Origin of the sequence: Carnobacterium sp. (genome assembly GCF_040274945.1) — a bacterium.
Classification (GTDB): domain Bacteria; phylum Bacillota; class Bacilli; order Lactobacillales; family Carnobacteriaceae; genus Carnobacterium_B.
Map to the genome: position 1 here is coordinate 85,287 of NZ_JBEMAR010000009.1, position 23,030 is coordinate 108,316.

Genomic DNA, 23,030 nt, shown 5'->3' on the forward strand with positions numbered 1-23,030 from the left:
CCATATTTCCTCACACCTCTTTTTTTTATTGAGACTAGTTATTTGATAAAAATTTCATCATAAGTTCGCTTGCTCCAATTGCATCGTTTCGGTCAATAATATCTTGAATTTGATCCAAACCAACATTATCAATCAGACCATTTAATAATTTGATCATCTTAATGTTTTGTTCACATTCTTTTACTGCGTGTTCAATGATTGGGAATGTATCAAAGTAAAATGGTGCATCATAGTTATGCTTTTTAACATAGTACAGAAATTCTAGTGTTTTGAATGGTGTTGACGTAGCAATCATTAAACCGTCATCGTTGAGACCATAACCATCATTAATATGAACGCCAAACAATTTATTGCGACTACCAAAAATTTCAGCACCAAAAGCTGGATTCTCATGTTTCATTAACATATGACAGTAATCAAGTGTGACCCCAACATTTTCACGGTCAATATCATTCAACATCATTCCGGCAACACCCATACTATCGATAAAGGCATACGCTCTAGGTTGAAATGGTTTGTATTCAATGCTGATTTTCAAATCAGGTGCATAGTTTGCTATTTCTTTAAATGCATTTACAAGTTGATTCCATACTTTTTGATAATTGATTTGGAAACTGTAATCAAATCCATCAAAACCTAACCAGATTGTGACAACTTCCCCGCCAACTTCTCTACAGTAATCAGCAGCTTCTTTACAAAGTTCTAAAGCGTTTTGAGCAATTGTTTCATCTGAATTTCCTAATTCACCATTGATAAATTCATTTCTGAAACGCAAGGCTACACCATTTGCTTTTAAATCGTTTTCATCTAACAACGCTTTCATTTCCTCACTAGAAAATCCTGTCATGTGTTCTGGATAGTTCAAGTCAACATGGGTAAGTCCTAGATCATTAAATTTTGAAAAAACTTGTTTTAAATCGTTATCGTATACTGGTAAAAATGAATTTATTCGAGTAGCTAATTTCATATTTAAGTCCTCCGCTTCGTTTGATAAATTTAGTTTAGCATCATTTAATTTCAAAATCAATCATTATTTATCAATTAATTTCATATTATTTCAAATAGTTTCAAATAGATATTTAATCAACTATTTATATGTATTATTTTTCATCAACAATAAACTAGTAAATTGTGACTGCAATGGGGTTTAACAGTCACAACTCAATTTAAATGGTTTATAAAAATTCTAAAAACTTATTCTCCTATATAACGACATTCAATATCTTCAATCATATTTACACGATTTCCATGACGGCCGCCTTCAAATTCTGCATCTAACCATTCTTTTACAATCATTTTAGCCAAGTCTAATCCAACCACACGAGAGCCAAATGCCAAAATATTTGTATTGTTGTGTTCTTTTGATAATTTTGCAGAATAAGGTTCACTACAAACAACTGCACGAATTCCTTTTACTTTATTAGCAGCAATTGAGATTCCTACGCCTGTTCCACAAATCAAAATTCCGCCATCAAAATTACCTTTAGCTACTTCTGTTCCTACTTTTTCAGCATATTTTGGATAGTCTGTTCTCTCAGTTGTAAATGGACCATAATCTTTTACCTCATGTCCCAATTCTTCAAGATAGCTGATAATTTCTGGTTTTAATAATTGTCCTACGTGATCTCCGCCGATTGCTAGTTTCATTATTTACCCTCTCCTTTTAAGTTTTTAATGATTTCTTGATAACTTTCTTCTTTTCCAAATAAAGCTGAAGTGCCCAATACAAAACCTTTTACACCAAGTGAACTCAATGTTTCCACTCGTTCATTTGAAATGGCTCCATCTACTACTAATTCAAAATCATATTCAACTTTCATAGAACTCAGTTTTTTAATTTTATGGTCTACATAGTCTAAATACTTTTGTCCAGCAAATCCAGGATTCACTGTCATTACTAAGACGTAATCTGCTAGATAAAGCAATTCTTGAACGGTTTCGATAGACGTTCCTGGGTTGATAGCAATTCCTGCTTTCTTTCCTTTAGCTCGTATTTTATCAAGCGTTCTTGCCGGATGCTGATCTGTTTCAGGATGAAAATAAATAATATCCGCTCCCATATCAATAAATTTTTCGACATAATCTGCTGGATTTTTAACCATTAAATGAACATCCACTATTTTATTAGTAGCCTTGCGAATAAATTCAAAATCTTGCAACCCCATACCGTAGTTAGGAACATAAACACCATCCATTATATCAATATGAAAAACGTCCGCTCCTGCTTGATCTAATTTCGTTACCTCATCTTTTAAAGAGCCAAAATCCGCACACATCATAGATGGACAAATTAATTTTTCCATTATTTTCTTCCTTTCAATTTCAAATTCCTGCCTTTGGGTAAACGATTACTCAAAAGCAAAAAGATAATCTCATTTTATTTCTTATTTAGGGTTTTAATTTAAAGAAAATCATTTTATTGAGTAAACGATTACTCAATAGACAAAAAACGATTTTTATGTCGTTTCTCTTTCAATTAGTCTGGTAGATACTTTGATATCATGATTATTTAATGTCGTATCTGGTTTGGTCATCAATTGATAAAGTATATCAGCAGCTCTTTCAGCAATTTCATTCGTTTCTTGGTGAATCGTTGTAATACTTGGAGAAGTATACTTAGAGATACTATCATCATCGAAACCAACAACTTTCACTTCATCAGGAATTGAAATGTGATTCTTCTTCAATGTTTGAACCGCCCCATATGCCAACCAATCGTTTGTAGCAAATACACCATCAAATACCAATCCTCTATTTAAAACTTCTTCAATAGATTTTTGAGCAATTTCAAATTTCGATAAACTACTTGAAGATGCATGAATGATTAATTCAGACTCCAGTTTTAAATTGGCATCTTTGAGTGCTTTTTTATAGCCAGCGATTCGATCATTACTAGATGTTGTATTATTGTCTTTAGTTAAAAGTAAAATTCTTTTACAACCTTTATCAAGTAGAAATCGGGTTGCCTTATAACCACCTTCAGAATGATCCGAACCTACAATGGCTATATTACTAGCTACTTTAGGTTTACGGTCAATACACACAATCGGAATATCTCTTGAAAGTTGTGTTTCATCAATTTCCTCTTGTCCAGAGATACAAATAAGCCCGTCCACTAATTTAGAATCAAGCGATTTCAAATAAGCTTTTTCTTTTTCCGCATCTTTGTTCGTGTTGCAAATAATAGTAGAAATCCCTTTATCAAAGAAATAACTTTCAATTTGTGTGATCAAAGAAGAGAAAAATTCATTACTGATATCTGGGACAATCATGCCAATTGTATGTGACTTCTGCTCACGCAACGTTTTTGCTACAGAGTTAGTAGAATACCCAAATTCTTTTACGACATCTAATACCTTTTTTCTAGTTTCTTCTGAAAATCTTCCGTTATCATTCAAAACTCTTGATACCGTCGCAGTAGATACATTACTTAATTTTGCAATATCTTTTATAGAAAGCTGCTTTTTCATAGCTACCTCACTTCATTTGAGTAATCGTTTACTCAATAATAATATCATAAATAGAAATTAATGCAACAGAAAAAGTAACCGTACTCATCAATTAACTTCAATAATCCCAAATAAGTCTAATTTTTTAAATTCGTAGTATCTCCATCTACCTGTTCCTTTAGCTGTTAAATGTTTGTTGAAAATATATCTTATTCGACAAATAGACAACCGATTATCACACCAATTGCAAATAGCTGCTGTAGTAATTTTTTGCTCTGGAAATAATCGTATATATTCTTGTGCATGTCGAATAATGGTTTGTGAGACTTTCTCTTCTTTGCTACAATATTTACATATACATGTCCTATTTTTCTTGAATACTTCTATAAAAGAACCACAATAAAAACAAGTAACTCCTTTCTTTAACAGCTCATTTTCATAATAAGGTACATTATGTAAAGAAAAATCTTCCATATGCATTGGTTTGATTTCTTCTGCAAAACGGTAATGATTCTGATTTAACCTTCCCGAAATCTCATTAACCATTGAAAAGTGCGATTTCAACATCCCCGGCAACACTATTCCACTATTTCTTGGAGCTTGAAACAAAGTAAAGTCATTAGTTATAAAGACAACGAATTTCTTAATATTCCAATTATATCCCATTTGATCCACTAGTTGACGCAACGCTGATTCCGCATTTTTGATTTGATATTGAGGATCAAACACCTCCTTTTTAGTTCGTTCAAAGTACAGTTTGTCATTTTCATAATAATATTCGCCTTCAAAATTTTTCACTTCATATACAAAAAGGCACTTTGCAGTAATCACCAAAGTATCCAGTTGGAATTTCTTCCCTCTCACTGTTAAATACAAATCGTTTAAAACTAGACACTCACATTTCAATTGTTCAGTTATAGAATCAAACTTCATTTCCCCACTGTATCCTTTGACCCAATTCGCATATTTATTGCGGTCGTCTCTTGACAAATCCATTCGATTCGCCAAAGACTCCATGACTAATAATCGAAACGGTTTTTCTCTCTCTTTAAAAGCCATCCATCTACCACTCCTATTTTTATTTTATTTTTCATATATACTATACGTAATTTAAGCTATTTTTCGATTAAATGACAAACTACCTCATAATGTAAACTCTTTTTTTATCCCAATTATGAGGTAACACCCATCTAACGATAAATTAAAGGCAATTTCTACAATCTTTTATTAGCTAGAAAGGGTCTAGCTAATAAACCCTTTCGATTTCTTATCCAATAATGAGCTAGAACACTGATACTTCAGCATTTGCTCAAATTTGTATACCGGATTATGAGGAAGAACCTCTATAACTAATAATAGACTCAATTTTCTTATCAATTTTGTACGATAGATTAACAATTATTCCAAATTTTGTCTTGAATGACGGATAGAACTCTACTTACTTCAGGTGATTACCTTTGGATCAGAAAGTACAAAGAAGCACTTACCACATACAAAATTGTGGTAGGTGCTTCTTGCTGTTTCAACTGTTTGCTTTTGTCTATTCATAATTGATTTTTATTCATTTTCAAATAATCCACAGCTTTTTTTAATCCTTCTAAACCATCCATTACTTTCTTTCGTGGACAACCAATATTCATTCGAAGAAAGTCTTTTCCTTGTATTCCATAGATTGATCCGTCCATAATAGCGACTTCTCCAATTTCGATAAGAGCCTGTTGCAACTCTTCCATCTCGAAAGGCAATCCACTGATATCGATCCAGGCTAAGAATGTTGATTCTGGAATGGTAAACCTAATTTCTGGAATCTGTGATTTTAAGTAATTAGCTACGACATTTAGATTATTTGAAATATACTCATTCAATTCGTCTACCCAATTTTGTCCATTACTATAACCTGCCATGATGCTTTCAATACCCATAATGCTCGCAGATGACAAACCATCTCTATCTTTCAATACTTCTAAAAAATCTTCTTGTAATCTTTTATCTGGGATCAAGGCATAGGAACCTATCAGACCCGAAGTATTAAACGTTTTACTTGCGGAAGAACAGATAGCTATTTGTTCCAACTTTGTGGCCAATGAAACAACTGGAAGATGTTGATAAGTTTCTCGAACAATATCCATATGAATCTCATCGGAAATCAAGAATACATGGTAACGATCGCACAACTCAATCATTCTAGTTAACTCCTCTTTTGTCCAAACTCTACCTGTTGGATTCTGAGGGCTGCACAATAAGAAAATCGTAGTTTTTTCATCAACTAATTTTTGCTCTAAGTCGTCAAAATCTATTGAATAAACTCCGTTAACATAGTAAAGTGGATTTTCTACTATCTCTCGTTTATTCGTACGAATCGTTTTAAAAAAAGCATCATAGGCTGGTGTTTGAATGACTACTTGATCTCCTACATCCGATTTCAATTCAATTAAGCGTGAGATAGTATAAATGGCAGAAGGTGAATAGACGATCCACTCTAAATCAACTTGGGTTGCAAATCGTTCTTTATACCATGAGACAATTGATTGTTTAAAGTCAATATGGTTCCATCTAGTATAGCCGTATATTGGATGAGACTCTCTCTTCTTTAGCGCGTCATTAATAACATTAGGGACAGCAAAATCCATATCAGAAATAGTAAAGGGCAATAAATCATTCACCCCAAAACGGTCTTCTATATAGTCCCACTGCGTACAGTACGTTCCTTTCCTGTCAATTAATTCATCAAATTCATTTTTTTCCAACACTACCGCACCCTTTTCGTTAGATTAATCGTTCTAATTGATTTTTTAATGAAGCTACTTGTGTTCCAATGATGACTTGAAGATTCTGGTCGTCTAATTTCATCACTCCCAATGCTCCATTAGCCTTTAATACTTCTTCATCAACTTCATCCATATTATGAACCACTAACCTTAACCGTGTAACGCAATTGTCCAATGAAGCAATATTTTCGGTACCACCTAAAGCAGATAGAATAACAGGAGCATCATATTTACCTTTTTTCTTATGGCTTAACTCTTCTTCTGAATAATTTGTATCGTCTTTATTAACGAGTTCTCTTCCTTGTGTTTTTAAGTTAAATCTCTCAATAGCAAATTTAAATACGAAATAATAGAGAGCAAACCAAGCTGCTCCTACTAACAAGACCAAATACCACTTTGTTTGGTTTCCTTGTAATACACCAAAAATAAGGAAGTCTAAAATTCCTCCATCGGTATTTCCGATTTTAACGTTCAGTAAAGCCATTACCATAAAACCTAATCCAGTCATAATCACATGGAATAAGTACAATAATGGAGAGACAAATAAGAATAAGAATTCAATCGGTTCGGTAATCCCAGTTACAAAAGTTGCTAAAACACCAGAAATTAATAACCCTTTAATTGCCGATTTATTTTCAGGTCTAGCTGTTTTATACATGGCTAATGCGACAGCAGGCAGACCGAACATAAAGGTCGGCATTTTCCCTTGTGATAGAAAAGCAGTAGCATCGGCACTAATCGGAAGTCCTTCTTGCAATTGAGCATAAAAAATATTTAATGCACCTGAGACAGTATTGCCATCTACAATTTGTGTTCCACCAGCTTCTGTAAAACGAATCATAGATACTAGAATATGATGTAATCCAGTTGGTAATAACAGTCTTTCTCCAGCACCAAACAAGAATGGGCCAAAGCTCCCAGCACTTTGAATTAAATTTCCAATACCTGTAATTGCTGCTCCAAATATTGGCCAGATCATTGGCAACAGCAGACCAACTACACCTAAAACTAAAGATGTAATGATTGGCACAAACCTAGCTCCACCAAAAAATGCGAATGCATCTGGTAATTGAATCTCAGAGAACCGTTTATGTAGCGATGAAACAACAATACCTACAATAATCCCACCTAGAACACCCATTTCAATCGTTTGGATGCCCATTACCATTCCTTGCCCTGCTTCTCTCAAAAATTCTGGATCAGCCAAGATATTGGCTTCAGTTAGATAAAAATTAATGGATAAGTTCATGATGATGTATCCAACTAGTCCAGAAAACGCTGCTACTCCTTTATCATAGCGGGCTAGTCCTAAAGGAATCGCCATTGCAAACAAGACAGGTAAATACGTAAAAGCAAATCCGCCTATAGTAGATAAAAAACGGAAGAATATTTGCAAATACTCATTGTTAAGAAAAGGCATAATTTCAAGAGTCGTTGCACTTGTAAATGAGCTGCCTATTCCCAACATCAATCCCATAAACGCTAATAAAGCGACCGGCAACATGAATGTTTTGCCTAAGCCTTGAAAAAACTCCCAAAAACTTCCCTTACCCTTTTTCATTATTTTCTCTCCCTTACTCTTTTGTATCTTCAAGATACCTTTTCGTCACGCCTCTAGCAAGCGTTTACACAATTTTTGAAAAGTGTTACAAGAAATGTAAGGACATACAAAAAGCAACTATTTATTTGTTGTGTTGCTTGATGTACTCAATGATTACTAGATCCATTAACAAATTAAGAGTAAATCTAGAACTCATATCAATTTCATCGTAATAATGACTTTCTGAATAAGCCATAAGGGTTAAATCAGCAAAAGATTCTATTTGACTGCCTTGCGTACCTGTTAAAAGAATCATTGGTACACGCCTCTGTTTTAAAATAGTAGCGTATTCTATCAGATGTAAGGTTTCACCACTATGAGATATTAAAATAGCAATATCTGTAGGCTTTAAATGATTAGCAACTGCTCTTAACTCATCCCAGTCATTTCTAGCAGAAGCTATTTTCCCTGCAAATGTCAGCTTTCTTGCAGTCTCACTGCAAAATGAAAAAGACGCTCCTACACCAAAAAACTCCACTAATTGGCTGGCATTTAATAAATCAACTGCTTGTAATATATTTTCTGTATTTAAAGCATTCACCGTTTGATTCATTTCGTTTTTAAAACGACTAACGTGTCTAGCTATTTCTCCAACTCCTTGTTTTTCTTGATGTTTCTCTTCTTTTATTCCTTTGTACTGATCTAAAGCATATTTTAATTGTTGGTAACCTTTAAAACCTAATTTCTTACATGTACGGCTAACAGTAGCAGTCGATACATAGATAGTGTTAGCAAAGTCCTCTATGTTTAGTTCTGATACTTTATTTGGATATCTCAACATGTATTCTAATACTTGAGACTCTAATGTACTCAATTTTTTTCGTTTAACCAATAATTTCTTAAAAAAGAGATTAGCCTCTGACAAACTTTCTCACTCTCCTATGTTTAATTTACTTATTAGTAAAAATAATTTCCTATCTTAATGAAGCCTACATAACATTTATATAACTATTCTATCTAACACATCATAACTTAAAATAATAAAAATAAAAAATGATAGATTATAAAAAGGAATTCCTTTGATTTCTATTGAACTTCATCATGTATTAAACACGTACATCTATTTTGGTATGGGTTCCTACACTATCGCTTCTGGTGAAGTAGTTCATGGTGAAATTACACGTTTCTTAAATGGAGATCCAACAGTGGTTTACTTCATTGGCGGATTCTACTTAGTAATGAAGTTCGGAGTTCCAGCTATTGCATTAGCAATTTACAAGACTGCTAGATATGACAAAAACCAAACTAAAACAGTGATGAGTTCTGGAGCTGGTACTTACTTTTTAACTGGTTTAGCAGGTGTTATTCTTTATTTGTTTAATGTACGTCTTGGATTTTCATGGTGCGCAAGTATGATTGATTATCTTGAAAACATCGGGATAGCTGATAATCCACTATGGGTCATCACAATTTGAATTATATTTTTCATACTCTTTTATTTCACATTTTTCTTTGTGATTAAATATAAAAAAGACTCTTCAAACAGGAGTTAAAGGATTTTTGATGAACGGAAACCATGTTCAAACAATGAAACTAAAGAAACTCAAAAAAGCAGTCAAAAGTGACTGCCTTTTTGAGTTTCTTTATAATATGAGTGTAATATTTTCAGGGAACACTCAATCGTTCATTTATCAGTTCAATTTAAATGCTATAATTTAAGCTACCTAGATGGTTATAATTATTTTGCATCAAATGATAGATATCCATATATGACCAGTTATTGTTTACACTTTCTTAGAACCAAAATTTTTGTATTACTTATTAATCTATCCTCTAACTAAATTTTGTCTTCAACGATTTATTTTCCCATTTCCTGTTTCTAAAAAATTATTTACTTCAGAGACACTAAATTGATTACAGTCACCATAGACTGTATGTTTCAATGCAGATGCTGCTGCTGCAAAATTTATAATCCCTTGAGGATCGTGTTGGCATAAAAGACCATGCAAGATTCCACCGGAAAAGGCATCGCCTCCTCCTATACGGTCAACAATAGGATTTATATTATGACAATCAGATTCATAATATTTCTTATCCATCCATAAATTACCGATTAAATCATTTTCAGTTGCTGAATGGATCATTCTTTTGGTTGAATAAAAAACTTCAATATTAGGAAACAGTCTCTGCATTTCTTGATAGTAATAAACCATTTCATCTTTACCGTCTATCTCTCCACTATACTTAGGAATATTTAAAATATATCTGGCATCCATATCTCCAGCTGAACAGTAATCAACATATGGTAGAATTAATTTAATTGTGTCTCTTGCCTCTTCTAAACTCCACATCTTAGAACGGTAGTTGATATCAAAACTAATCTTAACTCCAGCTTTTTTAGCAACTTTGATTAAATCTACTGTCAGATTCTTCCATTCTTTCGAAAGTGCAGAAGTAATTCCAGAGATGTGAAATAAATCAATATCATCAAAAAGAGCATTTATATCCCATTCAATCTTTTTCATATCGCCAAAACTTGAACCCAATCGATCATAAATTACATTTGCTGATCGCTTTCCTACCCCTGCTTCCATGTAATACAATCCTAGACGCTGACCGCCAAAAAGTAAATGAGTAGTGGATACTCCATAATTATTCAGAAATTTTTTAACGGATTGGCCTAAAGCATTATTGGGAACTTTGCTGGCAAAAGATACTTCATGACCATAGTTAGCAAGCGAAATAGCAACATTGGCTTCTCCGCCTCCATAACAGACCTCAAATTGTTGAGCTTGTGCAAGACGTTCTCCAGGATTTGTTGAGAGTCGCATCATGATTTCGCCCAGTGTTACAACTTTCCCCATATTATTTTTGTCCTTTTATTTCGTAGTATTTATCCATATATTGTTTTGATAATTCTGTTACTTTATCAAAATCACCACTTTTTACTGGCTCCAATAAGTTTCCACCAACTCCAACAGTCACTACGCCCTCATTGAACCATTCTGCCATATTATCTATGTTTACTCCACCAGTAGGCATGATATTTAGATAAGGCAATGGTGCTTTGAACGCTTTGACAACACTAGGACCGTACACACTTCCAGGGAATAATTTAACAATATCAACACCGCTTTTAAGAGCCGTTTCCATTTCAGTAATCGTCATACAGCCTGGCAAGTAAGGGATTTGGTAAAGATTACACATTTCTGCAGTAGCCGGATTAAAACTTGGACTGACAATATATTGAGCACCAGCCATAATAGCTAGTCGTGCTGTTGTTGCATCTAGAACCGTTCCAGCTCCTATGACAACTTCAGCTTGATTTTTATAGTGAACGGCTAGTTCTTTTATAATTTCATTGGCTTCAGGAACAGTAAAGGTTAATTCTATACTCTTAATTCCACCTTTAATCACCGCATGACTCGTTTCTAAAACTTCTTCTTTTGTCTCGCCTCTAAGAACAGCTATGACTCCCGCTTTTTCTATTCGTTGCAAAATATTCACTTTTTTCATTCTTTAACCCCTTTAAAATCATTCTTTATTTTTAAGATAAAGTAGCATTTCCTAATGTACTTCCTGCAAGATGTTCACCTTCAAGATCATGTTGACCAGATAAACTTTCAACTTTATCCATATTGGTTACGACAACAATGATCGTATCATCTTTTTTCGCTTGTCTAATTTTTTCTAAATCAACATGAGCAATTTTCGTTCTAGAAGTTACTGATTCTCCTACTTTGACAAAGATTTCAAATGCTTCTCCATCTAAACTCACTGTGTCAATTCCCATGTGAACAAGAATTTCAAGTCCATTTTCTGTTACTAAACCAATTGCGTGTTTTGTTGGGAAAATAGTTTGAACTGTACCAGAAACTGGAGAATAAATATCTCCTGATGTCGATTTCATAGCATATCCATCACCAACCATTTTTGTTGAAAATACATCATCATCCACATCTTCTAAAGGAACATAAAAGCCATCAGTAACGGCATTCAGTTGAACTTCGTTTGAAGTGTATTCTACTGCTTGCTTTGGTACTAAAAAGTTAGTAATGGCAAATGAAATTCCGATTGCAATAACAATTCCTAACACTGCATAAATAAAATATTGTCCAATATATGCCGGTAAACTGAAGATACTAGATAAAATGTAACCATATATTCTTACTCCAAAGAAACTTATGAAAGCAGAAGAAACTGCACTACCAATAGTCGCTGCAAGAAACGCTTTTTTATACTTAGTTAATACCCCGAATAAAGCGGGCTCAGTTATACCTAACAAACCTGAAAATGCTGCTGATAGGATAATCGACTTTTCTTCTTTTGTCTGAACTTTTTTATATAATGCAATCGTTGCTCCAGTTATAGCCATATTAGCCATAAACATCATTGGCATTAACATATCGTAACCTTGATTAGCAAAATTTTGTAACGCAATTGGCGTCATAGCATGATGTAAACCCGTAAGGATCGCAATTGGTCTGATTAACCCAACTACCACACCAGCTAAAATTGGCGAAATGGTAAACAACCAACTTACTCCATCAGCAAGGAGATTACCCGCATAGATTCCGATAGGTCCTATTACCGTTAAAGCAAATAATCCTCCAACAAATAATGAAATTGTCGGCGTAAATACGGTGCGTAAGATTTCTGGCAAGGCTTTGTCAACCAAGCGATAAATATAGCTCAAAGCTAAAATGGCAAAAATTATAGGAATGACCGTTCCAGCATAGTTAAATACGGGCACAGGAAGGATACCGAAAAGCATGAAGTTCGAAATTTCTCCAGCTGTTGCAGCTGCAGTCATTGTCGGAAATTGCAATGTTGCAGCAATTGCGATAGCTAGATATTGATTGGTTTTAAAAATGCGTGCTGCAGAAGCCGCTACAAAAAATGGTAAGAACGTGAATACTCCACTAGCTAACATATCAATTACTTGGAAAGTCGGTGTTTCATTAGAAATAACATTCAAAGCAACTAAACCAGCCATCAATCCTTTTATCATACCAGCTCCAGCAATTGCCGGAACAATTGGACCAAAAACGCCAGAAACCGTATCCATAAATAGAGAAACTAATCCTTTTTTCTCACTACCTTGACTACTGTTGCTATCTGTTTCATTTTCAATACCTAATTCCTTAACTAATACTTCATAATAATCAACTACATTTGTCCCAATAACAATTTGCAATTGATCACTTTGGTATTTTGTACCAACAACACCGGGTATCTTTTCTAATTCTTTATAGTTTATTTTTTCTTTATCCTTAAGATTAAATCTTAAACGAGTCATACAATGCCAAGCGTTATTGATATTTTCTTTGCCACCAACATATTGAACAATTTGTTTTGCAACCTCTTCTTTTTTCACTTGATTCCCCACCCTTTTTCTTTGATTAGTTTTTGTTTCCGTTTACAACTTGAATAATAGCACAATATCCCAAATTATAAAAACAGTCCTAAAAGTAGAAAAACACCTATTATCCTTTGATGTAACAGCGTTTCTTGATTTATTTTTTATAATTGGACTGGTTTTTATTCATATATCCCTATCTTTTCATACCAAATTGACAGTCGTTCCTATTACATGTTTCAATATACATGTAGTCTTAAAAAAAAGAAACGAGGTTTGGACATGAAACCAACGATAATCACAGCTATCAAAAGCTATACCATCAAACCAGATCGCCATAATTTAGTAGTCGTAAAAGTAGAAACAAACAGAGGGGTTACTGGTTATGGTTGTGCAACTTTCCAACAACGCCCATTAGCAGTCAAAGGTATGGTTGACGAGTATTTAAAACCTTTATTAATTGGTAAAGATGCTAATAATATTGAAGATTTGTTTCAAATGATGACCGTTAATTCTTACTGGAGAAACGGACCAGTAATTAACAATGCCATTTCCGGAGTGGATATGGCTCTTTGGGATATTAAAGGAAAATTATGCGATATGCCACTTTATCAATTGCTAGGTGGGAAATCTAGAGACGCAATTGCCAGTTATACTCATGCTGTTGCAGATAATTTAGAAGATCTCTATGGAGAGATCGACAGTATCCTTGCTGAAGGTTATCAATATATCCGCTGTCAATTAGGTTTCTATGGCGGGCCAGCTACTGAATTGAATACGCCTAAAAATATTTCTGAAGGTTCCTATTTCGATCAATACCAATACATGGATACAACCTTGAAAATGTTTGCTGCTATTCGAAATAAATATGGCAACTCATTCCAAATGCTCCATGATGTCCATGAACGTCTTTATCCTAACCAAGCCGTTCAATTTGCTAAGAAATCTGAAGAATTTAATTTATTTTTCTTAGAAGATTTATTGCCACCTGATCAAAATGAATGGCTAAAACAGATTCGTTCTCAGTCGTCTACGCCAATTGCTACCGGCGAATTATTTAATAATCCAATGGAATGGCAGTCTCTAGTTAAGAACCGTGAAATAGATTATATGCGTGCACACGTCTCACAATTAGGCGGAATCACGCCTGCAATCAAATTAGCTCATTTTTGTGATGCTATGGGGATACGGATGGCATGGCACACTCCATCTGATATTACACCCATTGGTATTGCTGTAAATACGCACTTGAACATCCATCTTCATAATGCTGCTGTACAAGAAGATATAGTAGTTCCTGAAAACACAGCCAGCCTCTTTTCACATGTACCAGTAGCTGAAAAAGGCTACTTTTATCCTATTGATAAACCTGGGATCGGTGTTGATTTCAATGAAGAATTAGCTGAAGAATATCCAATTGAGTACCGTCCTCATGAATGGACACAAAGTCGTACTCCTGATGGCACAATCGTTACACCTTAATCAAAAAATACAGTACAAATAGCCTACTACATCTGTATATGTAGTAGGCTATTTGTGTTCAATCATTTTGCCTTGTCTGGTGACTTTCTTTATTAAACGGGATAATATAGGTACATGAATAATCTATGGCTGTTACTTCACTGTATTCATAAACTTGTCCACTTTTCAAAATACCACGGTTGATGATTTTCATTGCTGGAGTACCTTTCTTGCAAAGCAATAATTCAGCTTGTTTCTTAGTGATTAAAACAGGAGTGTAACTCGTTATATAATGTGAAATATCATATCCTGATTGCTGTACATACTTTTGAATAGAATTCTCAACAATACTAGAAGTTAAATCAGGGAAGAGAGAAACAGGTAATTTCGACGTTTCAATTTGTGTTATTTTATAGTTTACAATACGAATACGCTGAAAGACCCAAACATATTGTTCATCATCTAATTCAAAAATCTGACGATCCTCTTCTAAAGCAGGTTGTTTCTCCAAAAAAACTATTTTTGAACTAATTCTATTATAGGAATTTCTTGTCAACGAGTTATAAATTAAAGGATTTTGTTTAGCATCTTTACGGATAAAGGTTCCTGATCCTTGAACGACTTTAATCACTCCAATATCGCTTAAGCTATTGAAAGCTTCTTGTATCGTATATCGCGAAACTTCATATTGAGTAGCTAAACTTCTTTGCGTAGGCAACTTACCATCCGAATAATGTTCTTGATAAATTTTACTTAAAATATCTTGCACTACAAATTCACGTTTTTTCATAACTAATCTCCTATTTCCATCTTTTTAATAATCACACAGCGAAACCAAGTCTTCTTTATTAGTATAGCTTACCTTGTTAGAAAGACAAATCCCTAATATTTCAATAACTACTTTGAAGGGTTACTGTTATAGATAGAAATAGGAAATTGTATTTTTATTTTTTGCGTAACTTAATAAAGAGGAGGAGAAAAATATGATAACAGTCAAAAAGCGAAAAAAATCAAACTATTTGCGTATTTTGGAAGCTCTGGATAAAAGGATGTTACTTTCTGATGAAGAGACACTTCATTTGTTGAATATGCAAAAAGGATTTGAAGGAGAAGTCTTATTTGATTCGCTATTGGAAGAATGTTTAGACGGTGACGCACTGGTGCTGAATGATTTACTTTTTACAGAAAAAGGAAGCACATTTCAAGTTGATTCATTGATTCTGACGGGCGACAAAGTCTTGTTATTTGAGGTTAAAAATTATGAAGGAAATTTTCAATTCAACTCGCACCACCTCTTGACATTTTCCGGCAAAGAAGTTGGGAATCCATTGAATAAATTAGATGAGACTTCTACAAAGATGCGGCAACTATTGAGTAAATGGAATGTTAATCTGACGTTTGATCCTGCACTCATTTTTGTAAATCCTGCTTTCACACTATATAACGCGCCAACCGGCAGCCCAATCATTTTTCCTACACAAATCCGAGAGCACTTTTCTCGAATGAACCAGCGTGCTTTGCCACTATCGAAAAAACATCATTATTTTGCAGATAAAATGATAAAAGAGCACCAGAACGAATCCGCTTTTCAACAGAAGTTTCCGAATTATACTTATGATCTCCTCAAAAAAGGATTATGGTGTATCGAATGCGGCTCCCCTGATATAGCAATTACCCAACGGTCCTGTTCCTGCAAAGCGTGCGGTCATAGAGCCCCAGTCGAAGAAATAGCATTGCGTCAAATAGAGGATTTCAAATTATTATTTCCTGATTCAAAAGTAACTACTCCTGCTATGTATGATTGGATCGGTTCTACTATTCCAATGGCAAGAATTCGAAAGATATTAGTAAAAAATTATAAAATTTGCGGAGCCACTCATGGTTCTTATTATAAATAAAAAAGCCTTATAAAAGACGTAGATACTCGTCACCAGACGAGTATCACCCGCTTAAGCTCTTTTTGGTATAATCATTTAAATTAGGTCTATTCTATTAGAATATTGTTCTTAATTGATTGAATTAAAGCTTATTGTGCCTACTCAAATGGAAAAGGGCTCTGAGTTAATCGAATTAAGGCTTATTGCTTCTACTCAAACAGAAAGCAGCTCTGAGTCAATCAAATTAAAGCTTATTGTGCCTACTCAAATATAAAATGGCTCTGAGTCAATCGAATTAAGGCTTATTATGGCCCACTCAAATGGAAATCGGCTCTGAGTCAATCGAATTAAATCTTATTATGCCTACTCAAATGGAAAACAGCTCTGAGTTAACCGAACTAAGGCTCGTTACTCCATCCGAAAAAAGAAAGTCTCAAGAATAGGAATTCTTGAGACTTTCTTTTTTATTAATGCATCATTTTAATCGGTACATTTAGCCGTTCATTCAACAACTCGAACCACAAACCATAACCTAGTCCATTTGGATGGACATCATCTGCTAATACTTCTTCAATTGTTAGATTTTTGTCTTCCATTTTAGTTTGCATCAAATGATAGGTATCAATAAAAGGCCATTGTTGTGCTGTTACAAACTCAGCAATTTCATTATTATACTGTTCGTAAGTCACTTTACCATCTTCTAGGAATACATCATTAAAAAGAGTAGGATTTGCCGTTTGCAAAATAACTAGTGTATCCGGCAACTCCTCATTGAAGCGATCCATAATCCATTGAATATCTAACTTTGTTTGCTCAACATTATTTTGCGGATAACGATTATTATTGATCAAACACAACTCGAAAAGTATAATATCTGGTTTATCTTTGACAACCGCATCAATTTTTTCTCTTGAAATCAGATCGGCTGTACTATAGCCATTGTAACCGTGATTGATCACTCTTGCTTTGATGCTGTCTCGCTCATTTAAATTATTTTCAAGTAACTTACCCCACACCGGTTGTGCTTCAGTCGCACCTTTTCCAAAAGTTACACTGCTACCCAAGACAACGACAGTCACTTCTCCATCTCGTTCCGTGACAAATTTTGAACGGTCTAACAAACTTTCTTGCTTATATGTATCGGATAATTGATAATTTTCAGTCACTTTAGCTAACGTTTTATTTTTTTGAGTAGCATTAAAAAAGATGACAAAAATAGCCATCAGAAAAACAACTATTCCAAAGATCCATTTTTTTTGATGTGATTTATTCGTTAGTTTCATAATAAAGCCCTCCAACTATTAGTCCATGAAGTATACCATGTTTTACAGCGGTAAAATAAGGCAACTTTTCGACTATTTGAAAAGTATATTTCATTAAATGTACAAAAAAACGCTTATCACATCACATGTAATAAACGTTCATTTAAATTCCTATAACATTCTCATTAAAACAACCCAAAAACTTTAACTTTTTTTACCGCTTTAGGTGTTGCAGTATAAATGAGTTCCCCGTTGATCAAATCTTTAGTAACTTGATGGTACTCTGCTACTTTTTCAGAACCGAATTCTTTTTCTAATTTTTGATACGCTTCTTTCATAAGAAACGAGCGTGATCTAATGTTGTGTGCATCTGAAGCAATAAAATGGACTAAATTAGCTTCAATCAATTGTTTACTCACTTTTTGAATCTCTTTACCGAACCCTCCAGTGTAGCTAGCAGCTGTTACTTGCGCCAAAGCTCCTTTTTCAACAAACGGCAATAATTTATTCGGATCTTTCAATATTGCATGATTCCGTTCTGGATGAACGATGATTGGTGTGATGCCTTCTCTTTGCATTTCAAAAAAAAGCGTTTCAGCATATTGTGGAATTGTTGGTGTCGGAAACTCGATTAAAACATATTGATTTCCTTCATCAATGAATTGGATTTTATCTTCTTCAATATCTTCAAAAAATTCTCCATTGATGCGAACTTCTTGTCCAGGGAAAATAGTTAGTGGAATACCTCTGGCATCTAGTTCTTGCTGCACTTCATCGACTAAGCTCAAAATATCTTGTTTTTCATTATCCCAATGTCCATTTTTATAATGGGGTGAAGCTAAAATATGTGTGATTCCTTCGGCTACAGCTTCACGCGCCATATCCATAGAATCTTCCATATCTTTTGCCCCATCATCTATACCTGGTAAAATATGGCAATGTAAATCAATCATGTATTTTTCTCCTTTAGTTTTGCTCACTTAAATTATAGCTCATTATAAATCAAACCTTAAAAAAAAGCTAGATGGTCCAGTTCTTCTTATTTTTTTCTTAACTAATAATTCATCCTATAAAAAATAAAATTACTAAATTAATTTCTTAATTATTCAAAAAAAAAAGCCTCACATTACTACAATTTAATTGTAGAAACGTAAGACTTCTTATTGATTATAATTTAAGTAATAACTATATAAAGTAATGCAGCGATAGCTCCACCAATCATTGGTGCTACTACTGGAATCCATGAGTAACCCCAGTCTGAATTTCCTTTGTTTGCGATAGGTAATAATTGATGAGCAATACGCGGACCTAAGTCACGTGCAGGGTTGATTGCGTACCCTGTTGATCCTCCTAGAGAAAGACCAATTGAAAGAATTAATACCCCTACTACTAATGGGTTTAATCCATCAGTAAATGTGTTTTTTCCGAACATCATAAGTGCAAATACCAATACGAAAGTCCCAATTGTTTCTGACATAATATTGCCAACAGTGTTGCGAATAGCTGGAGCAGTTGCAAAAGTTCCTAAAATACTAGCTTGGTCTTTTGTTTCTTTAAAGTGTGGTAAGTAAGTTAACCAAACTAAAACAGCTCCCAAAATACCTCCAAGTACTTGAGCAATAATAAACGGCAATACTAATGCCCAATCAAAATTACCAATAATAGCCATACCAAGTGTTACAGCTGGGTTTAAATGTGCTGGCCCCATTGATCCTGCAACATATACTGCGATCGTTACGGCTGCTCCCCATCCAAGTGCAATGACAACCCATCCTGATGCTTCAGCTTTACTTTTTTTCAAGTTAACGGCCGCACATACTCCGTCCCCAAGCAACACTAACATCATTGTTCCTAAGAACTCACTGAAAATTTGTAACATATCTCCACTCATCTATTTCCATCTCCTTTTAATTTTTTTAAATCAGACTCTGCAATTGCAGTGTTTAATTTTACTGTGTGAGCAGCTTTTGCTTCATCTGTCCAGCCATAATAGCGGGCCATTTCAGCAATCACTGGTTCTATTATACCATCTAAAGTGTCGCGCATAAACAACATATGATTTGTGCGACGGATTAAAAAGTCCGCTGGTGTTAAAGCCATCTCTTCATCAATAGCATACCGTAAACTTACGGTATCTGCCAATGTTAATCCTTCAATCTGTTCAATTTCATCAATTAAAGCAAATACTTTCGGCGCGTTCGATCCATAAAGGTTAGCAAGGTAACTTGCTTCGGATTCGCTTAAGCCTTTTTCAATACCCATTTGGGCAAATTTTTCTGTTTCTTCATCCACTTCTTGCGGGTTGATTTCTCCACCAGATACTGGATATTTAGCAGAATCAATCAATTCATAAGATAAATTGAAATTGTTTTCTAAGATCTCAACAACAGCTTTCATTGCTCCGATAGCCATTTTACGGTAATCTGTTAATTTACCACCCGCTACTGTAATCAAGCCATCTTCATCAATATCCAACGCACTTCCACGAGAAATCGCTGAAGGGTTATCTTCTGATTCTGAATTGCCTGTTTCGATGTTTTTCAATACATCTTCTACGGTATAACGATCAACTTCCCCTTTTTGGAATTGCTCAATCGTAGAAATCACTTTATCAAAACTTTCGTCTTTGATTGGCTTACTGTTTCCACCGTTGTAGTCGGATCCGCCATTTGACGAAATCAATGGACGCAATCCTGCCCAACTTGATTCGATATCATCAATCGTGATTTCAGCTGATGGGTAACGATTGTTAACGATTTCTAGTAAATAATCAACGTCTTCTTGGTCAACAGTTGGATGTGCAAAGTCGCCTTTGTAATCAGTATCCGTTGTTCCAAAATATGTTTTTTCTTCACGAGGAATAACAAATACCATACGGCCATCGTTTTTACCAGTGTCGAAGTAAGTCGGTTGTGGAACGTATAATTTCTTGCTGTCTACAACTAAGTGAACCCCTTTTGTAGGGCGCATTTGTGGTACAGCGTCTAATTTAGCATCCATTTGGCGAATTGTATCCGACCAAGGACCAGTTGAATTCAAGACAACGCGAGCTTTGATGTCAAATGTTTCGCCCGTTAACAAGTCTTCTACTGTTGCTCCACTAGCTTTATTGTTTTCATCATGTAGAATACCGACAACTTTCATACGGCTAAGCATGTGTCCGCCATCTGCAGCAGCACGTTTGATGTTCTCAATCACTAAACGAGCATCGTTGTTGCGGTAATCCAAGTAAACTCCTGCACCTAATAAACCTTCACTTTTCAGTTGTGGTTCGCGTTCTAGAACTTCCTCTTTTGTTAATGTGTAGTTCGCATATTTTGTTTCAGTAACACTAGCTAGTTGATCGTATAGATCCATCGCTACTTTTAGAGAGAACATAGAAAACGTTGAACCAGGTTCATCATAGATTGGCAAAATCATTGGGTCAGCTTTTGGAATGTGTGGTGCAATTCCTTGCACGACAGCACGTTCTTGAACGGTATCCGCTACAACTTCCACATCGAAGTTTTTCAAATAGCGCAAACCACCGTGAACTAACTTGGTCGAGCGTGAAGAGGTTCCTTCAGCAAAGTCTTGCATCTCCACAAGCCCCGTTTTAAGACCAGAGGCGCTGGCTTGCAAAGCAGTCCCAGCACCTGTAATCCCTCCACCAATAATTAAAACGTCTAATGTTTCTTCTTTTAATGCTTTGATATCTTGTTTTCTTCGTTCAATTGAAAAAACCATAAATCGTTTCCTCCTTTTAAGCTTCTGGTTTAAACACTTGTGTAGCTTTAACAGCTAATTTCCAGTTTTTGTATAATTTTTCGCGTTCTGCATCTGGCATTTGCGGTTCAAAGATACCACCTTCTTCATACATGTCTTTGATTTCATCCATGCTTTCCCAGAATCCAACTGCTAAACCAGCTAAGTAAGCTGCACCTAAAGCAGTCGTTTCTAAGTTGTGTGCACGTTGAACTTTGGTACCTAAGATGTCTGCTTGGAATTGCAATAACCAGTCGTTGTTTGCAGCTCCGCCATCTACTTTCAATAATGGAATATCAATACCCGCGTCTTTGTTCATTGTATCAATAACATCGCGTGATTGGTAAGCAATCGATTGTAAAGTTGCTTTAACAAAGTCTTCTTTCGTTGTTCCACGGTTCAATCCAAATACTGATCCACGTGCGTCTGAATCCCAGTAAGGTGCTCCAAGTCCTGTGAAGGCTGGTACCACAAATACTTCGTTGTCGTTTTTAGACGCTTTAGCAAGTGCTTCTGAGTCGGCTGAATTTTCAATCATTTTTAATCCGTCACGCAACCATTGGATTGACGATCCTGATACAAAAATACTTCCTTCTAAAGCATAGTATATTTTACCATTGATTCCATATCCAATCGTTGTTAACAAATTGTTTTCTGATAATTGTGGTTTTTCTCCTGTATTCATGACGATAAATGAACCCGTACCGTATGTGTTTTTCACCATTCCAGGTTCAAAAGCCATTTGACCGAATAAAGCAGCTTGTTGGTCTCCAGCCATTCCTGAGATTGGAATGTTCGCTCCATAGAAATGGTAGTTCGTTGTGTTTCCGTAAACTTCTGAGTTGGATTTCACCTCTGGCATCATAACGCTTGGAATATTCAATAAGTCTAAAATTTCTTGATCCCATTCTAATTTATGAATGTTGAACAACATTGTACGGCTGGCATTTGAATAGTCTGTAACGAATGAATCTCCACCTGTTAATTTCCATACTAACCATGTGTCCACAGTTCCAAACATCAACTCACCTTTTTCAGCGCGTTCTTGTGCGCCTTCTACATGGTCAAGGATCCAGCGGATTTTAGTAGCTGAGAAATAAGAATCAATAATCAAACCTGTTTTTTCATGAATCATTTTAGAATGTCCATCTTCATTTAATTTAGACGCAATAGGTGCTGATTGGCGTGATTGCCAAACAATCGCGTTGTAAATCGGACGACCTGTTTTTTTATCCCAAATGATTGTTGTTTCACGTTGGTTCGTAATTCCGATTGCAGCGATTTCTGCAGGTTTGACACCGGATTCAATAAATGCACCAGCAATAACCGATTGCACTGAATTCCAGATTTCATTCGGGTTGTGTTCTACCCAACCGCTTTGTGGAAAAATTTGAGTAAACTCTTTTTGTGAGCTCCCGATTGTGTTTGTCTTTTTATCGTAAATAATTGCTCTTGAACTCGTTGTTCCTTGATCAATGGCCATAATGTATTTTTTCTCTGTCATGTTAAATTTCCTCCTATGCTTTTGCAAGCGATTTCTTGATAAACTTATTGTAACCGTTTTTCTTCG

Annotated in this window: 22 protein-coding genes; 5 read left to right on the forward strand and 17 right to left on the reverse strand. The window is 35.0% G+C overall.

Features of this window, described 5'->3' with window-relative positions; all coding sequences use genetic code 11:
* Positions 1-34 precede the first annotated feature (34 nt).
* The 8 genes from ABS916_RS10465 to ABS916_RS10500 form a co-directional block, all read right to left on the reverse strand.
* Positions 35-967, reverse strand: coding sequence for a sugar phosphate isomerase/epimerase family protein (locus tag ABS916_RS10465; protein WP_350451840.1), 933 nt, complete (start codon positions 965-967; stop codon positions 35-37).
* 227 nt (positions 968-1,194) lie between these two features.
* Positions 1,195-1,647 carry a ribose 5-phosphate isomerase B gene (gene rpiB / locus ABS916_RS10470; protein WP_350451841.1) on the reverse strand — a complete coding sequence of 151 codons (453 nt, stop codon included), beginning with the start codon at positions 1,645-1,647 and terminating at the stop codon, positions 1,195-1,197.
* Positions 1,647-2,303: a ribulose-phosphate 3-epimerase gene (gene rpe, locus ABS916_RS10475; RefSeq protein ID WP_350451842.1), complete on the reverse strand. Its 657-nt coding sequence runs from the start codon at positions 2,301-2,303 to the stop codon at positions 1,647-1,649. The genes rpiB and rpe overlap by 1 nt, the downstream gene beginning before the upstream one ends.
* Before the next feature lie 153 nt (positions 2,304-2,456).
* Positions 2,457-3,470, reverse strand: coding sequence for a LacI family DNA-binding transcriptional regulator (locus ABS916_RS10480; protein WP_350451843.1), 1,014 nt, complete (start codon positions 3,468-3,470; stop codon positions 2,457-2,459).
* Positions 3,471-3,557: 87 nt separating this feature from the next.
* Positions 3,558-4,508, reverse strand: coding sequence for a nuclease-related domain-containing protein (locus tag ABS916_RS10485; protein WP_350451844.1), 951 nt, complete (start codon positions 4,506-4,508; stop codon positions 3,558-3,560).
* A gap of 485 nt (positions 4,509-4,993) precedes the next feature.
* The gene (locus tag ABS916_RS10490) at positions 4,994-6,196 is read right to left on the reverse strand and encodes a MalY/PatB family protein (RefSeq protein WP_350451845.1); all 1,203 of its coding nucleotides are present in this window, start codon (positions 6,194-6,196) and stop codon (positions 4,994-4,996) included.
* Positions 6,197-6,215: 19 nt separating this feature from the next.
* Positions 6,216-7,778 carry a maltose/glucose-specific PTS transporter subunit IIBC gene (malX, locus tag ABS916_RS10495; protein ID WP_350451846.1) on the reverse strand — a complete coding sequence of 521 codons (1,563 nt, stop codon included), beginning with the start codon at positions 7,776-7,778 and terminating at the stop codon, positions 6,216-6,218.
* Positions 7,779-7,899: 121 nt separating this feature from the next.
* A complete protein-coding gene (locus tag ABS916_RS10500) occupies positions 7,900-8,682 on the reverse strand; it encodes a MurR/RpiR family transcriptional regulator (protein WP_350451847.1) in 783 nt (260 codons plus the stop codon).
* A gap of 154 nt (positions 8,683-8,836) precedes the next feature.
* Between ABS916_RS10500 and ABS916_RS10505 the strand changes: the two genes are divergently transcribed.
* The gene (locus ABS916_RS10505) at positions 8,837-9,232 is read left to right on the forward strand and encodes a PTS transporter subunit EIIC (RefSeq protein ID WP_350451848.1); all 396 of its coding nucleotides are present in this window, start codon (positions 8,837-8,839) and stop codon (positions 9,230-9,232) included.
* A gap of 375 nt (positions 9,233-9,607) precedes the next feature.
* Here ABS916_RS10505 and ABS916_RS10510 read toward each other — a convergent pair whose 3' ends face one another.
* The 3 genes from ABS916_RS10510 to ABS916_RS10520 are packed head-to-tail and all read right to left on the reverse strand — an operon-like array spanning position 9,608 to position 13,134.
* Complete coding sequence (locus tag ABS916_RS10510; RefSeq protein WP_350451849.1) at positions 9,608-10,621, reverse strand: sugar kinase; 1,014 nt, start codon at positions 10,619-10,621, stop codon at positions 9,608-9,610.
* Between the two features lies 1 nt (position 10,622).
* Positions 10,623-11,273: a bifunctional 4-hydroxy-2-oxoglutarate aldolase/2-dehydro-3-deoxy-phosphogluconate aldolase gene (locus ABS916_RS10515; RefSeq protein ID WP_350451850.1), complete on the reverse strand. Its 651-nt coding sequence runs from the start codon at positions 11,271-11,273 to the stop codon at positions 10,623-10,625.
* A gap of 31 nt (positions 11,274-11,304) precedes the next feature.
* Entirely contained in the window at positions 11,305-13,134 is a 1,830-nt protein-coding gene (locus ABS916_RS10520) for a glucose PTS transporter subunit IIA (protein ID WP_350451851.1), read from the reverse strand.
* A 264-nt stretch (positions 13,135-13,398) separates the two neighbouring features.
* On the opposite strand from ABS916_RS10520, the gene ABS916_RS10525 reads away from it, so the two are divergent.
* On the forward strand, positions 13,399-14,598 hold the full coding sequence (locus ABS916_RS10525) for an enolase C-terminal domain-like protein (RefSeq protein ID WP_350451852.1): 1,200 nt from the start codon (positions 13,399-13,401) through the stop codon (positions 14,596-14,598).
* A 58-nt stretch (positions 14,599-14,656) separates the two neighbouring features.
* Here the strand turns inward: ABS916_RS10525 and ABS916_RS10530 are convergent, their stop codons facing one another.
* Positions 14,657-15,367 carry a GntR family transcriptional regulator gene (locus ABS916_RS10530; RefSeq protein WP_350451853.1) on the reverse strand — a complete coding sequence of 237 codons (711 nt, stop codon included), beginning with the start codon at positions 15,365-15,367 and terminating at the stop codon, positions 14,657-14,659.
* Between the two features lie 193 nt (positions 15,368-15,560).
* Between ABS916_RS10530 and ABS916_RS10535 the strand changes: the two genes are divergently transcribed.
* The 3 genes from ABS916_RS10535 to ABS916_RS10545 all read left to right on the forward strand — a co-directional run bounded on the left by ABS916_RS10535 (position 15,561) and on the right by ABS916_RS10545 (position 16,897).
* Positions 15,561-16,475 carry a nuclease-related domain-containing protein gene (locus ABS916_RS10535; RefSeq protein WP_350451854.1) on the forward strand — a complete coding sequence of 305 codons (915 nt, stop codon included), beginning with the start codon at positions 15,561-15,563 and terminating at the stop codon, positions 16,473-16,475.
* A gap of 112 nt (positions 16,476-16,587) precedes the next feature.
* The gene (locus tag ABS916_RS10540; RefSeq protein WP_350451855.1) at positions 16,588-16,728 is read left to right on the forward strand and encodes a hypothetical protein; all 141 of its coding nucleotides are present in this window, start codon (positions 16,588-16,590) and stop codon (positions 16,726-16,728) included.
* 46 nt (positions 16,729-16,774) lie between these two features.
* A complete protein-coding gene (locus tag ABS916_RS10545; protein WP_350451856.1) occupies positions 16,775-16,897 on the forward strand; it encodes a hypothetical protein in 123 nt (40 codons plus the stop codon).
* 24 nt (positions 16,898-16,921) lie between these two features.
* Here ABS916_RS10545 and ABS916_RS10550 read toward each other — a convergent pair whose 3' ends face one another.
* The 5 genes from ABS916_RS10550 to glpK form a co-directional block, all read right to left on the reverse strand.
* On the reverse strand, positions 16,922-17,737 hold the full coding sequence (locus ABS916_RS10550; protein WP_350451857.1) for an SGNH/GDSL hydrolase family protein: 816 nt from the start codon (positions 17,735-17,737) through the stop codon (positions 16,922-16,924).
* 164 nt (positions 17,738-17,901) lie between these two features.
* Positions 17,902-18,669 carry a tyrosine-protein phosphatase gene (locus ABS916_RS10555; RefSeq protein ID WP_350451858.1) on the reverse strand — a complete coding sequence of 256 codons (768 nt, stop codon included), beginning with the start codon at positions 18,667-18,669 and terminating at the stop codon, positions 17,902-17,904.
* Between the two features lie 221 nt (positions 18,670-18,890).
* Entirely contained in the window at positions 18,891-19,607 is a 717-nt protein-coding gene (locus ABS916_RS10560) for an MIP/aquaporin family protein (RefSeq protein ID WP_350451859.1), read from the reverse strand.
* Positions 19,604-21,442, reverse strand: coding sequence for a type 1 glycerol-3-phosphate oxidase (gene glpO, locus ABS916_RS10565; RefSeq protein WP_350451860.1), 1,839 nt, complete (start codon positions 21,440-21,442; stop codon positions 19,604-19,606). Before glpO ends, ABS916_RS10560 begins: the two co-directional genes overlap by 4 nt.
* Positions 21,443-21,458: 16 nt before the next feature.
* Positions 21,459-22,964, reverse strand: coding sequence for a glycerol kinase GlpK (gene glpK, locus ABS916_RS10570; protein WP_350451861.1), 1,506 nt, complete (start codon positions 22,962-22,964; stop codon positions 21,459-21,461).
* Positions 22,965-23,030: the final 66 nt, after the last annotated feature.